Here is a 13,253-nt window from a genome sequence, read left to right as displayed (position 1 = left end):
CTCAATGACAAGCGGGATTGCCGAGCTTCATCGGCCGATATTAGAGTGTCGACGTAGAATGAACTTTCATCCAGCAAAACTGCTGGGACTGTCCTGGGTCAGACATAGAAGGCTGCCAGCGTGTCCAAGATCGAGAGCTCCCTGGGGACGGGGAGCGAGGAGTTCCAGCGGAACCGGGCCTCCATGGCGGAGAAGCTCGGCAAGGTCCGGGCGATCGAGGCCACCACGCGGGAGGCCTCCAACGCGTCCAGGAAGCGGTTCGAGGAGCGGGGACAGATGCTCCCGGCGCAGCGCCTCGCCCTGCTGCTGGACCGGGGCGAGCCCTTCCTCGAGCTCTGCTCCCTCGCCGGCTACGGCATGGGCCGCGCGCGCTCGGACGGGCGCATGATCGCGGGCGGCGGGCTGATCGCCGGCATCGGCACCGTCTCCGGCACGCGCTGCATGGTCTGCGTCTCCGATTCCGGCATCGATGCGGGCGCCTTCCAGCCGAAGGGCCTGGAGAAGCTGCTGCGGGTGCAGGAGATCGCGCTGGAGAACCGCCTGCCCTTCGTGCAGCTCGTCGAGAGCGCGGGCGCCAACCTGATGAACTACCGCGTCGAGACCTTCGTCGGGGGCGGCGAGAAGTTCCGCAACCTGGCGCGGCTATCGGCGGCGGGCCTTCCGGTGGTCACCGTGACCCATGGCGCCTCCACCGCGGGCGGCGCCTACCAGACCGGGCTGTCCGACTACATCATCATGGTGCGCGGCCGCTCGCGCGCCTTCCTCGCCGGGCCCGCCCTGCTGAAGGCGGCCACCGGCGAGATCGCGACGGATGAGGAGCTGGGCGGAGCGGAGATGCACGCCACCGTCTCCGGCCTCGCCGACTACCTGGCGGAGGACGACCGCGACGCCATCCGCACGGCGCGCGACGTCGTCGCCTCCCTTGGCTGGGCGCGGCACCTGCCCCCGCGGCCGGAGCCGCGCTACAGCGAGCCGCTCTACGACCGGGAGGAACTGCTCGGCATCATGCCGGAGGACCACCGCACCCCCGTGGACATGCGGGAGGTGGTGGCGCGCATCGCGGACGGGTCGGAATTCCTCGATTTCGGTGCCCTCTACGGCTCCGCCACGGTCTGCGGCCACGCCTCCATCAAGGGCCACCCCGTCGGCATCATCACCAACAACGGCCCGATCGAGCCGGCCGGCGCGGCGAAGGCGACGCACTTCATCCAGGCCTGCTGCCAGTCGCAGACCCCGCTGATCTACCTGAACAACATCACGGGCTTCATGGTCGGCCGCGCCTTCGAAGAGGGCGGGAGCATCAAGCACGGATCGAAGATGATCCAGGCGATCACCAACGCCTCCGTCCCGCAGATCACCGTGCTCTGCGGCGCCTCCTTCGGGGCGGGCAACTATGCCATGTGCGGGCGCGGCTTCCACCCGCGCTTCCTCTTCTCCTGGCCGAACGCGAGAACCGCGGTTATGGGCGCGGAGCAGGCGGCCGGGACCATGGTGGACGTGAACCGCGCGGCGATGCTGCGCCGGGGCGGCAGCGCCGACGAGGAGAAGCTGGCCGAGCTCTCCCGCAAGGTGCGGGAGAACTTCGAGCGGCAGATGGATGTCTTCACGACGAGCGCCCACGTCCTGGACGACGGGGTGATCGACCCGCGCGAGACCCGCGACGTGCTCGCCCTGACGCTCGACCTGTGCCGCGACGCCGCGGCCCGGGGGGTCGCGCCGATGCAGTTCGGCGTGGCGCGGCCGTGACGCGGGGAGGATATACGGACGTGAAAGCCGGGATCAGGACCCTCCTCGTCGCCAATCGCGGCGAGATCGCGCTGCGCATCATGCGGACCGCGCGCGCCCTCGGGCTCGATTGCGTCGCCATCTACTCGGACGCGGACGCCAATGCGCCGCATGTCCGCATGGCGGATCGGGCGGTGCGGGTGGGGGGCGCCGCGCCGGCGGAATCCTACCTGAACATCCCCGCAATCATCGCGGCTGCACGCGCGGCCGGCGCCGATGCCGTGCATCCCGGCTACGGTTTCCTCTCAGAGAACGCAGACTTCGCGCGGGCCTGCCTGGATGCGGGCCTGGTCTTCGTCGGGCCACCGCCGGGCGCCATCACGGCCATGGGTGACAAGGCCGAGGCGAAGCGCGTGATGCGCGCGGCCGGGCTTCCCTGCGTGCCCGGCTATGACGGAGAGGACCAGGAGGAAGCCCGCCTCGCCGCCGAGGCGGAGGCCATCGGCTACCCGGTCATCGTGAAGGCCACCGCCGGCGGCGGCGGGCGCGGCATGCGGATCGTCTCCGACCCGTCCACCTTCGGCGAACTGCTCCGCTCCGCTCGCGCCGAGGCAATGGGCGCTTTCGGCAGCGACCGGATGCTGGTGGAGCGCGTCGTCGTCGATCCCCGCCATGTCGAGATCCAGGTGCTGGTGGACCGCCATGGCAACGGCATCCACCTCGGGGAACGGGACTGCTCCGTCCAGCGCCGCCACCAGAAGCTGATCGAGGAGGCGCCCGCGCCCGGCCTCGATCCCGCGCTGCGGGACCGCATGGGGCGCGCCGCCGTCTCCGCCGCGATCAGCATCGGCTACGAGGGCGTGGGAACCTTCGAGTTCCTGCTCGACCGGAGCGGCGAGTTCTACTTCATGGAGATGAACACCCGCCTGCAGGTGGAGCACCCCGTGACCGAGGCCATCACGGGCCTCGACCTCGTGGAGTGGCAGCTGCGCGTCGCCATGGGGGAGCCGCTGTCGCTGCGGCAGGAGGACGTGTCCCTCTCCGGCCACGCCATCGAGGTGCGGCTCTGCGCCGAGGACGAGCTGCGCGACTTCCTGCCGCAGAGCGGCCGGATCGCGCTGTGGCGCGCCCCGGACCACATCCGCACGGACCACGCCGTGCACACGGACTACGAGGTCGCGCCCTTCTACGATTCCATGTTCGCGAAGCTGATCGCGGGCGGCCGGAACCGGGAGGACGCGCGCAGGAAGCTGCTCCGCGCCCTGCGGGAGACGGTGGTCTTCGGCATCCGCACGAACCGCGAGACCCTGATCCGCTGCCTGGAGCACCCGGCTTTCGCCGCGGGCGGCGTGGGCACGGGATTCCTGGACCAGCACAGGGACGCGCTGATCCCGCGGGAGTTCCGGGTGGACCCGCTCCAGGCCGCGCTCGCCGCCGCCGCGCTCTGCCCGCCCGGGCAGGGCGGGGCCGGCCGGCCCGCGACACTCCGGCTGCTGGACGAGAACGGGACGACGCACGAGGCCGAGGTGGAGGGCGGCCGGGTGATGGCCACCGGAGCCGAGCTTCTCGTCACCGGCCGCACCGGGGACGAGATCCGCTTCCGCCTGGACGGTGTGGACCGGCGGGCCGTGGCGCAGGCGGACGGGGATCGCGTTCACGTGCAGTTCGAGGGAAGGGCGGCCACCTTCACCGACGTCACCTACGCAGGTTCGGGCAAGGGCGGCGATGCCGGGGCGGATGGAAAGCTGCGCGCCGCGATGAGCGGCCGGCTCGCCTCGATCCTCGTGCAGCCCGGCGAGGCCGTTCCGGCGGGCAGCAAGATCTGCACCGTGGAGGCGATGAAGATGGAGATGGCGCACGCCGCGCCGGTGGCCGGGACCGTGGCGCGCATCCTGGTCTCGCCGGGCCAGATGGTCTCCACCGGGCAGGTCCTCGTCGAGATCACCCCGGAGGAGAAGGTGGCATGACGGAACTCCTCGTCGAGAGCAGGGCGTCCGTGCGCGTCCTGACAATGAACCGGCCAGGGAAGCACAACGCCCTCGACACGGCCCTCACCACCCGGCTGCTGGAGGAGCTGCGCGCCGCCGCCGCGGACGATGTCTGCCACGCCGTCGTCCTGGCCGGGGCCGGCCCCTCCTTCTGCGCGGGTGCCGACACGCGGGAATTCGCCGCCCTCTCGGAGAACCGGGACGCCGTGGCGGCGCGCCGGGCGGACCTGACGGCGGAGCTGCACGGCGTCTTCCGCGAGGTCCGCAAGCCGGTCGTCTCCGCCGTGCAGGGAAATGCCCTCGGCGGCGGGGCGGGGCTGGCGCTGGCGGCCGACCTGATGGTGATCGCCGGGGACGCGCGGCTGGGCTACCCCGAACTGCGGCACGGCATCGTCGCGGCCATCGTGATGGCGAACCTCGTGCGCCAGGTCGGGCCGAAGGCTGCTTTCGGGCTGGTCGCGACCGGCCGCATCCTCAACGGGAAGGCGGCCGCGGAGCTGGGCCTCGCCCACGACGTCGTGCCCGCCGAGCAGGTCCTGGCGCGGGCGGTGGAAGTGGCGGAACTGCTGGCCGGCTGGTCGCCCATGGCGATGCAGGCCACCAAGGAGCTTTTCTACAAGGCCTCCGAACTGCCTTTCGATCAGGCGCTGGCGGCCGGGCGGGACCTGAACCTGGCCATGCGCAGCTTCCCGAAGCGGGCGGCAGGGGCGTGAGGAGCCGGCGATGAGCAGCACCTCTCCCATGGCCGACGTCGTCATCTGCGAGTGCTTCGCCCGAGACGGCCTGCAGCACGAGACGCAGGAGATCGCCGCGGCCGAGAAGGTGCGCCTGATCGACGGCTTCGCCGCCATCGGCTTCCCGCGGGTGGAGGCGACCTCCTACTCGAACCCGAAGGTCGTGCCGCAGTTCGCCGACGCCAGCGAGGTCCTGCGCGCGCTGCCTCGGCGGGATGGCGTCTTCTACAAGGCCTCCTGCGCGAACCCCCGTGCCGTGGAGCGCGCCCTGGCCGACCACGTGCTGGGCTTCGGCGCGAACGAGGTGAGCTTCCTCGTCTCCGCCTCCGAATCCCATTCCCGCCGGAACCTGAACCGGGACCGCGCCGCGCAGTGGCAGAACGTGGCGGAGATGGCGCGGGAGGCGGGGGATGCCTTCCGCACCATCGGCACGATCTCCGTCGCCTTCGGCTGCCCCTTCGAGGGCCCCGTCGATCCGGACTCCGTGCTGCGCGACGTCGGCGCCTTCCTGGAGAACGGCATCACCCGCATCGCTCTGGGCGACACCACGGGCATGGCGACGCCCCGGACGGTGGAGACCATGGTGCGGCGCATCGGGGATACCTTCCCTGAGGCCTGTCTCATCGCGCACTTCCACGATTCCCGCGGCACCGGCCTGCTGAACTGCGCGGCGGCCTGCGGGGCCGGGGTGCGGTGGTTCGACTCCTCCTTCGGCGGCGTCGGCGGGCATCCCAGCAAGGTCTCGTACGGCGGCGGCTACACCGGCAATGTCTGCACCGAGGACCTAGTGAACCTGTTCGAGTCCATGGGGATCCGGACCGGCATCGACCTCGGACGCCTGGTCGCGACAGCCACGGATTGCGAGGAGGCGCTGGGCAGGCCGCTCCTCGGCCGCGTCACCCGGACCGGGCTCAACCCGCTGATCCCCGGCGCCACCGCCGATGCGGTCGGCGCGGCAGCGGGATAGCCCACCCATGTCGAATACCCCCCTGCGCGGCATCAGGGTCCTCGACCTGACCACCGTCGTCGTCGGGCCGGCCTGCACGCAGCGGCTGGCCGATTACGGCGCCGAGGTGATCAAGGTGGAGATGCGCGGCGGCGACCTGCTGCGCTCCCTCGGCGGCCGCTCGCCCACGGGGCAGCACGGCGGGTGCTACCTCCACCTCAACCGGAAGAAGCGCACCGTCTGCCTGGACCTGAAGGCGGAAGCGGGGCGCGATGCCCTGCTCGCGATCGCGGCCGGGTGCGACGTGCTCGTCACCAACATGCGGCCGGAGGCGCTGCGGCGGCTCGGGCTGGACGCGGCGCGGCTCCGCGCCCGGCTACCCCGGCTGGTCTATTGCACCATCACCGGCTTCGGCCCCGGTGGCCCCTATGAGGGCAAGCCCGCCTATGACAGCGTCGTGCAGGGCGCGGCCGGTATCGGCGGGCTGTTCGAGAGGCGGGACGGAGCTCCGTCCTACGTCCCCCTTCTCCTCTGCGACCACCTCGTGGGCGAGATCGCCGCCGGCGCCGTCATGTCCGCCCTCTTCGAGCGGGAGCGGGCAGGGGAGGGCAGCGCCATCGAGGTCCCGATGCACGAGACCATGGCCGCCTTCGTGCTGGCGGAACATCTCGGCGCGCAGAGCTTCTCCCCGCCCATCGGCGCCCCGGGCGACGTCCGGCTGCTGGACCCGAACAACCGGCCGATGCGGACCGCCGACGGCTGGATCAGCCTGACGGCCAACACGGACGCCCAGGTCCGCGCCTTCTTCACGGTGCTCGGGCGGCCGGACCTGGCCGACGACCCCCGCTTCGTCTCCGTGGCCAGCCGCGTCCGCCACGTGCGCCACTGGTACGCGGAGCGCGGCAGGCTGGTGGAGGAGCGCCGCACGGCGGAGCTGCTGGAACTGTTCGCGGCGGCGGACGTGCCGGCGATGCCGTGCCACTCCCTCGAGAGCCTGCTGGAGGACCCGCACCTCAACGCCGTCGGCCTGTTCCGCGATGTCGAGCACCCGACGGAGGGGCGGGTGCGCAGCCTGCGGCCGACCGTGCTGCACGACGGCGCGCCCGCGGAGGCGGGACGGGCGGCATCGCCGGTCGGTTACGATACCCGGGCGGTCCTCCTCGAAGCCGGCCTTCCCGGCGAGGAGATCGACCGGCTCATGGCCTGCGGCACGGCCCATCAGCACGAAGGCGGCGTCGCGCCAGGGTAAGGGGCCGGGATGTGCCGCCCGGCTCGCCCCGTGGCACCAACGAACAGAACAGGAGGAGCGTTCGATGAGATCAGCGGCAGAGACACGGTCGGTCAGCCGCCGCGTCGCCCTCGGGATGGCGATGGCCGGTGCGGCGGCCGTGCGCAGCGCCCGCGCGCAAGGGGGCGGGCGCACCATCCGCTTCGTCACGCCCTACCCGCCCGGCGGGCCGACGGACATCCTGGCGCGGGTGGTCGCGGCCGGGGCTGGCTCCACCCTCGGCAGGACGATCGTCGTCGAGAACAAGCCCGGCGGCTCGGGCGTGATCGGGATGGTCGATGTCGCGCGCTCCGCGCCGGACGGCACGACCTTCCTGGTCAATGCCTCCGCCCACGCCACCGTGCCGCACTTCCAGCGGTCCATGCCGGTTGACGCCCTGGCCGACTTCACGCCGGTCACGAACATCGCGGCGGTGCCTCTCATCCTGGTCGTCACGCCGAAGCTTCCCGTCAGGAGCGTCGCGGAGCTGATCGCCTACGCCAAGGCACGCCCGGGCGAGCTCTCCTTCGCCTCATCCTCCGCGGGGGCCGCGCCACATCTCGCCGGCGAACTGTTCAAGCTGACGACGGGGACCGAGATGGTCCACGTTCCCTACCGGGGCAGCAGCCCCGCCATTCAGGACCTGATGGCCGGCAACGTCCAGCTGATGTTCGATTCGCTGCCGTCCTCCGCCGCCGCGGTGCGGGCGGGGCAGCTCCGCGCGCTTGCCGTCACCACGGCCAGGCGGGTCGAGGCCTTCCCGGAACTACCGACCGTCGCCGAGGCCGGGGTGAGGGATTTCGAGGTCAGCAGCTGGTACGGCATCTGGGGCCCGCCGCGCTTGCCCGCCGAGCGGGCGGAGGAGATGCAGCAGGCCGTGGCCGCGGCCGTCAGGCTCCCCGAGCTGCGCGCCCAGCTGGACGCGCTCGGGGCCGTTCCCGTCGCGGACACCCCGGACCAGTTCTCGGCCTTCGTCCGCAACGAGTACGCGCGCTGGGGGAAGTTGGTCCGCGACGCGAACATCAAGCCCGAGTGAGGCCGAGAGCCTCTCACTCTCGAGCCGGCGCATCCCTGCGACCGCTTGTTCTCCCCCAGGTGACGGGCTGAACATCCGGAGCAGGGCTGCCCATGCCCATGCCCCTGCCGTCGCCGAGCGAGTGCTGCGAGCTGGCGGCGGTCCTGCGGCACGTCGGAGCAGCAGGACGATGAGCGCGACGAGGCGCTGGCCTGCGAGGTTCCGGGCAATCGCGCATAGTCGCACGCGAAGCAGTCGAAGGAGCGCTCGATCAGCCACCTTCCGGGCAGGAAGGACGATCTTGCAGGGAGCGGGCTGGGGCGGGGGGGGGGGGCCCCCCCACCCCCGGGGGTTGGGCGGCGGGGCGCGGAGGGGGGGGCGGGCGGGGGGAAGGACGATCTTGCAGGGAGCGGGCTGGGGCGGCGCACGGCCCCGAACAAGCCGGGTGTTCTCCCGGGGCTGTCCGAGTGCCGTGCGCCGCGAGGCCGTGTGCTGGTGCCTCAGGCAGCCCGCGCCCGGGAGCGACGGGCCAGGCCCAGGCCGACGAGCCCGGCACCGAAGAGCAGCAGCGAGGCAGGCTCCGGCACCGCCACGGCGGAGGAGGTGGCGGAGAAGCTCACGGTGGTGTTCTGGGCGCCCGGCTGGGTGGAGAAGGTGAAGAGACCCGGGGTCGCATCAAAGCCCGTCAGCGACAGGGTGCCGGACGCTTCGAGGTTCAGGAAGGCGCCGATGCCGTTGTTGTTCTGCGCAACGAAGGTAACGGCATTGAGAATGAAGCTGGTGGTGAGCCCGCCGAGGGTGGCGGAATAAAGCTGGAAGGGCGCGACCGCACCCGTTCCGGTGAAGCTGAAGTCGTTGAAGACAGCGCAGGCGAAGCAGCCCGGGCTGAAGCCGGGCGAGAAGGAACCCGTGGCGGTGCCCTGCGTCACGTTCGCCGTCGGACCGAAGTCGATGCTCGTCGTGTTGCCGGCCGTCGAGAAGCTGAGCGGACCGCCGAAGCTGATCTGGCCCACGATTGGAGCCGCTTGGGCCACGATCGGTGCGGCGCAGATGCCCGCCAAGGCGCTGGCGGCGAGAAGAAGATGTCGCACAGGTTGGTCTCCCAGGGATGGCCTATCGGCACGTCGGACCGGGTTGGTCCTCCCCCGTTAGCGCACAAACCGTGCCGCAGAATTTACCATTAAGGATCAATGTGTTATTCCGGAATTCATTCCGCAGATTGAAAACTGTAAGGATCTCCGACAACCGAGAGGCGCGATGACCCCGCAATCTCGCCCCCGACTACACCGCCGATCCTGGCCCTGTCCGTCTCCCACCGCGGCTTCGATCCCGGCCGCCCCGGAGTCCTGGTAAGAACTCTGCTTCCTCGAAAGAGCTGGAGCCTGACGCCTTGGTGGAATTCCGCAGCCTGGAGGTGTTCTACTGGGTCGCCACGCTGCGGAGCTTCGCCCGGGCGGCGGAGCGCCTCTACACCACCCAGTCCGCCGTCTCGCAGCGCATCGCAGCCCTGGAGCAGGAGCTCGGCGGCCGCCTGCTGGAGCGGACCCACCGCGCGGCGGTCCTCACGCCGAAGGGCAGGGTGGTCCTGGAGCACGCGGACAGGCTGCTGCAGATGCGGACGGAGCTCCTGCAGGCCACCTCCGCGCCCACAAGCTACAGCGGGGTGGTCCGCCTGGGCGTCTCGGAGACCATCGCGCAGACCTGGTTGCCCGACTTCATCGGGCGGGTGAACCGCGCCCACCCCTCCGTCACTTTCGACATCGAGGTGGACCTGACCGTCCGGATGAGGGCAAGCCTGCTGCGGCACGAGCTGGACCTCGCCTTCATGGTCGGCCCCATCTCCGAGCCCGACTTCGTGGACCTGGAGCTGAACGACTTCCCGCACGCTTTCGCCTGCAGCCCGCGCCTCGGGCTGGGCCAGGGCCGGCTGACCGCCGGAACCCTGGCGCGCCAGTCCTTCGTGACCTACCCCAGGAACACGCTCAACTACCACCAGCTCCAGCAGGCCCTGCGCGACTGCACGCGGTCCGTGCCGCGCATCCACGTCAGCGCCTCCATTGCCACCATCGTCCGCATGGCCGTGGACGGGCTGGGCATCTGCATGCTGCCGGAAGCGGTAATGCGGGGCGAGCTGGCGCGCGGCGACCTGCACCTCGTCGATCCCGGGCTGGACCTGCCGCCCATCCGCTTCACCGCCACCTACCGGCGCGCGCCCGAGGTCGCGCTCGTCCCGATGCTTGCGAAGATCGCGGTCGAACTGGCGCATTCCTATGCAGCGAATCATTAGCTGGCGTGAAGCATAAGCGTCAGAAATCGTAATTTGCCCTTAGGGCTGCTCACCCCGCCTACTTACGACGCCGGCAAGACGGCCCATCGAGAAGGACGGCCCGGCCGCGCATGCACACGGCATCCTGCCCCTGAAGAGGCGAGAGATGATGGCAAACCGCTTCGCGTGCCGCCTGGCCGCCGGCCTGGCCCTGGCGTTTTCCCTTGCCTCCGGCGCATCGGCCCAGATGCCGGAAAGCCTGCCCGCAGGCCCGGCCGTCCGCATGTCGGCCGTGACTCAGCCGCTGCCGACCATGCCGCAGTACACGCGGGTGGACGTGCCCTACCTGCGCGAGATGCTGGCGCAGCGCACGAACAACCGCCTGACCATGCAGCTCTCCTCCCACGCGGAGCGGAACCTCGGCGGGGCCGAGATCGTGCGCCTCGTCCGCTCCGGCCAGGCCGACATCGGCGCCGGTACCCTCTCCACCCTCTCGGGCGACGTGCCGATCCTGGACGGCATCGACCTCGCCGGCCTCTCGCCGGACATCGAGCAGGCGAAGAAGATCGCCGACGCCATCCTGCCCGCCGCCAACCGCGACCTGGAGCGGTTCGGGGTGCGGCTGATGGTGATCTATCCTTTCCCTGCCCAGGTCCTGTTCTGCCGCCAGCCCTTCGCCACCCTGCCGGACCTGCGCGGGCGGAAGATCCGCACCTTCGGCAACTCGCTGAACGACCTCGTCACCAGCCTCGGCGCCCAGCCCGTCTCCATCGGTTTCCCCGAGGTTTACTCGGCGCTGGAGCGCGGCGTGGTGGATTGCGCCGTGACCGGCACGGGAAGCGGCGCCGCCGGGCGCTGGCCGGAGGTCTCCTCCCATATCTCCGACCTGCCGCTCTCCTGGTCGCTGGCGGGCTACATGGTGAACCTGGCCTGGTGGAACCGGCTGGACCCCGCGGTGCGCGCCTTCATGGAAGGCACCTTCCGCGAGATGAACGACAAGCTCTGGGACCTCGGCCGCATCGCCACCGAGGACGGGCTGGCCTGCGCCACGGGGGTGGCCGCCGACTGCAAGCTGCACCCGCTATCCCCCCGCCCGATGACGCTGGTGCGCGCCACGCCGGCGGACAAGGAACTCGTCACGAACACCTTCCGCTCCACCATCCTGCCGAACTGGGTGGGCCGCTGCGGGGCGCGCTGCGGCGAGGTCTACAACCAGGCCGTCGCCCCCATCAGCGGCGTGGAGTACCGCCGTTGAGCGGAGCCGTTCCCGCGCCGCTCGCCGCGGCGCGGGGCCTGACCCGGGGCGTGTCCTACGTCGCCACCGTGATGGCCTACCTAGCGGGCTGGAACTACATCGCCTGCGCCGCCCTCATCACCTTCGACGTGGTCGGCCGAAGCTTCTTCGGTGTCTCCTCCGCCGCCACGGTTGAGATCTCCTCCTACATGCTGGCCTGCGGCATCGCCTGGGCGCTGGCCCATACCCTGGCCCGCCGCGCCCATATCCGCGTGGACGTGCTGGTGAACCGGATGCCGCTGCGCGCCCGCGCGCTGCTGCACGTGCTGTCACTCGCCATGCTCGCCGCCTTCGCCGGCTTCGTCGCCTGGGCGGGCTGGCAGATCCTGGACGAGTCCATGCTGTTCGAGGCGCATGACAACAGCGCCCTGCGCATCCCGCTGGACATTCCCCAGGGCATCTGGGCCTTCGGCCTGCTCGCCTTCCTAGCGATGACCCTCGTGCTGCTACTGGAATCCGTGCTCGCCCTCCTCTTCGGCCTGCCGGAGGAGGTGGACTCCCTTCTCGGCTCCCGCTCCGTCGATGACGAGACGCAGGAGGCGCTGGAGGCCGTGGCCATGGCGCGGGAGGAGCACCCGGCATGATCGCCATCGTCTTCCTCCTCGCGCTCCTCGGCACACTCGTCTTCGCCGCCGCCGGCACGGGCCAGTCCCTGCCGATCGCGGAGATCCTCGGCCTCATCGCGGTCTTCGTCGTGTTCTTCGGCTCCGGCGTGCACGTGGCGGCCGTGCTCGGCATCCTTGCGGTGCTCACCGGCCTGCTCTTCTCGGAGCGCCCTTTCTGGCTCTTCGCCGGCCAGACCTTCTGGGGGCCGTCCAGCAACTTTGTGCTGATCGCCGTGCCGCTCTTCCTGCTGATGGGGGAGATCCTGCTGCGGGCGGGCCTGTCCGACCGCCTCTACAAGTCCCTGAACGTCTGGCTGAACCGCCTGCCCGGCGGGCTGCTGCACACCAACATCGCCTCCTGCGCGCTCTTCTCCGCCATCTCCGGCTCCTCGGTCGCCACCGCGGCCACCATGGGCTCTGTCGCGCTGCCCTATTTCAACGACACGAAGTACAGCCAGCGCATGGTGCTCGGATCGCTCGCCGCCGGCGGCGCCATGGGCAACCTCATCCCGCCCGGCATCACCTTCATCGTCTATGGCCTGATCACCGAGACCTCGGTCGGTGCCCTCTACGTCGCGGCCATCCTGCCCAGCGTGCTCGTCACGGCCCTCTTCGTCGCCGTCATCCTCTGGCACGGGATCCGCAACCCGCTGGACCGGCCGCCGCCCATCCCGCTCTCGGTCAAGCTCCGCTCCCTCGTCGGGCTGGTGCCGACGGTCGCCCTCATCATCATGGTGCTTGGCTCCATCTATGGCGGCTACGCCACGCCGACAGAGGCGGCGGCTCTCGGCGTCGCCGGCTCGCTCTTCTTCGCGGCGATCGAGCGCAAGCTCACCTTCGCCATGCTCAACGCCTCGGCGGAGGCCACGGCGCGCAACACGGCACTCCTCGGCCTCATCATCCTCGGCGCCTACCTGCTGAACTACATCCTCACGCTCATCAACGTGCCCCAGGCGCTGGCCGAGGTGATCTCCCACCTGCCGGTCCCGCCCTGGGCCATCATGCTCGCCATCATCGGCATGTACTTCGCCCTCGGCACCTTCATGGAGGGCTTCTCCATGATCATCACCACCGTGCCCGTGGTGTTCCCGATCGTCGTCGCCCTCGGCTACGACCCGATCTGGTTCGGCGTGGTGGTGACGATGTTGGTGGAGATCGCCCAGATCAGCCCGCCGGACGGCACGGTGATGTACGTCCTCCAGGGCATGCGCCCGAAGGGAGGGCCGATCACCGATGTCTTCGCCGGCGTCATGCCCTTCCTCCTCGCCTACCTCCTCGCGGTCGGTCTGCTGCTGATCTGGCCCGCCATCGCCCTCTGGCCGCTCACCTTCATGGGCTGAGCGTCCAACCCCGTCCGACCACCGGCCCCGCGCGCCCCCTGGGCCGCGCGACGCCCCAACCTTGCCCGGAGTT

At 70.7% G+C, this 13,253-nt stretch carries 11 protein-coding genes; 10 read left to right on the top strand and 1 reads right to left on the bottom strand.

The features are described 5' to 3' along the window. Nucleotides 1-120: 120 nt before the first annotated feature. From NRP21_RS01875 to NRP21_RS01850, 6 genes are all read left to right on the top strand, one after another. Nucleotides 121-1,746: an acyl-CoA carboxylase subunit beta gene (locus NRP21_RS01875; protein WP_257714463.1), complete on the top strand. Its 1,626-nt coding sequence runs from the start codon at nt 121-123 to the stop codon at nt 1,744-1,746. Between the two features lie 20 nt (nt 1,747-1,766). After that, nucleotides 1,767-3,692 (top strand): acetyl/propionyl/methylcrotonyl-CoA carboxylase subunit alpha, encoded by a 1,926-nt coding sequence (locus NRP21_RS01870; RefSeq protein ID WP_257714462.1) that lies wholly within the window; start codon nt 1,767-1,769, stop codon nt 3,690-3,692. Further along, nucleotides 3,689-4,426, top strand: coding sequence for an enoyl-CoA hydratase/isomerase family protein (locus NRP21_RS01865; RefSeq protein ID WP_257714461.1), 738 nt, complete (start codon nt 3,689-3,691; stop codon nt 4,424-4,426). The genes NRP21_RS01870 and NRP21_RS01865 overlap by 4 nt, the downstream gene beginning before the upstream one ends. A 10-nt stretch (nt 4,427-4,436) precedes the next feature. Further along, on the top strand, nt 4,437-5,414 hold the full coding sequence (locus tag NRP21_RS01860; protein WP_257714460.1) for a hydroxymethylglutaryl-CoA lyase: 978 nt from the start codon (nt 4,437-4,439) through the stop codon (nt 5,412-5,414). 7 nt (nt 5,415-5,421) lie between these two features. After that, nucleotides 5,422-6,642 carry a CaiB/BaiF CoA transferase family protein gene (locus tag NRP21_RS01855; RefSeq protein ID WP_257714459.1) on the top strand — a complete coding sequence of 407 codons (1,221 nt, stop codon included), beginning with the start codon at nt 5,422-5,424 and terminating at the stop codon, nt 6,640-6,642. A gap of 64 nt (nt 6,643-6,706) precedes the next feature. Further along, on the top strand, nt 6,707-7,696 hold the full coding sequence (locus NRP21_RS01850) for a Bug family tripartite tricarboxylate transporter substrate binding protein (protein WP_257714458.1): 990 nt from the start codon (nt 6,707-6,709) through the stop codon (nt 7,694-7,696). A gap of 479 nt (nt 7,697-8,175) precedes the next feature. On the opposite strand, the gene NRP21_RS01845 is transcribed toward NRP21_RS01850, so the two are convergent. Next, nucleotides 8,176-8,766 (bottom strand): PEP-CTERM sorting domain-containing protein, encoded by a 591-nt coding sequence (locus tag NRP21_RS01845; protein ID WP_257714457.1) that lies wholly within the window; start codon nt 8,764-8,766, stop codon nt 8,176-8,178. 302 nt (nt 8,767-9,068) lie between these two features. Between NRP21_RS01845 and NRP21_RS01840 the strand changes: the two genes are divergently transcribed. The 4 genes from NRP21_RS01840 (at nt 9,069) to NRP21_RS01825 (ending at nt 13,180) form a co-directional block, all read left to right on the top strand. After that, nucleotides 9,069-9,962 carry a LysR family transcriptional regulator gene (locus NRP21_RS01840; RefSeq protein WP_257714456.1) on the top strand — a complete coding sequence of 298 codons (894 nt, stop codon included), beginning with the start codon at nt 9,069-9,071 and terminating at the stop codon, nt 9,960-9,962. A 145-nt stretch (nt 9,963-10,107) separates the two neighbouring features. Then, nucleotides 10,108-11,196, top strand: a complete 1,089-nt coding sequence (locus NRP21_RS01835; protein ID WP_257714455.1) for a TRAP transporter substrate-binding protein — start codon at nt 10,108-10,110, stop codon at nt 11,194-11,196. Then, on the top strand, nt 11,193-11,819 hold the full coding sequence (locus NRP21_RS01830; protein WP_257714454.1) for a TRAP transporter small permease subunit: 627 nt from the start codon (nt 11,193-11,195) through the stop codon (nt 11,817-11,819). Before NRP21_RS01835 ends, NRP21_RS01830 begins: the two co-directional genes overlap by 4 nt. Continuing rightward, nucleotides 11,816-13,180 (top strand): TRAP transporter large permease, encoded by a 1,365-nt coding sequence (locus NRP21_RS01825; RefSeq protein ID WP_257714453.1) that lies wholly within the window; start codon nt 11,816-11,818, stop codon nt 13,178-13,180. The genes NRP21_RS01830 and NRP21_RS01825 overlap by 4 nt, the downstream gene beginning before the upstream one ends. The last annotated feature ends 73 nt before the right edge of the window (nt 13,181-13,253 follow it).

Source organism: Roseomonas populi (assembly GCF_024594815.1).
GTDB classification, from domain to species: domain Bacteria; phylum Pseudomonadota; class Alphaproteobacteria; order Acetobacterales; family Acetobacteraceae; genus Roseomonas; species Roseomonas populi.
The sequence above is the reverse complement of the archived record's forward strand: the minus strand, read 5'-3'. Positions and strand labels throughout refer to the sequence as shown.

Coding starts and splice junctions, on each gene's coding strand:
- NRP21_RS01825 (WP_257714453.1), top strand. CDS start 11,816: ATGATCGCCATCGTCTTCCTCCTCGCGCTCCTCGGCACACTCGTCTTC.
- NRP21_RS01865 (WP_257714461.1), top strand. CDS start 3,689: ATGACGGAACTCCTCGTCGAGAGCAGGGCGTCCGTGCGCGTCCTGACA.
- NRP21_RS01835 (WP_257714455.1), top strand. CDS start 10,108: ATGATGGCAAACCGCTTCGCGTGCCGCCTGGCCGCCGGCCTGGCCCTG.
- NRP21_RS01860 (WP_257714460.1), top strand. CDS start 4,437: ATGAGCAGCACCTCTCCCATGGCCGACGTCGTCATCTGCGAGTGCTTC.
- NRP21_RS01850 (WP_257714458.1), top strand. CDS start 6,707: ATGAGATCAGCGGCAGAGACACGGTCGGTCAGCCGCCGCGTCGCCCTC.
- NRP21_RS01855 (WP_257714459.1), top strand. CDS start 5,422: ATGTCGAATACCCCCCTGCGCGGCATCAGGGTCCTCGACCTGACCACC.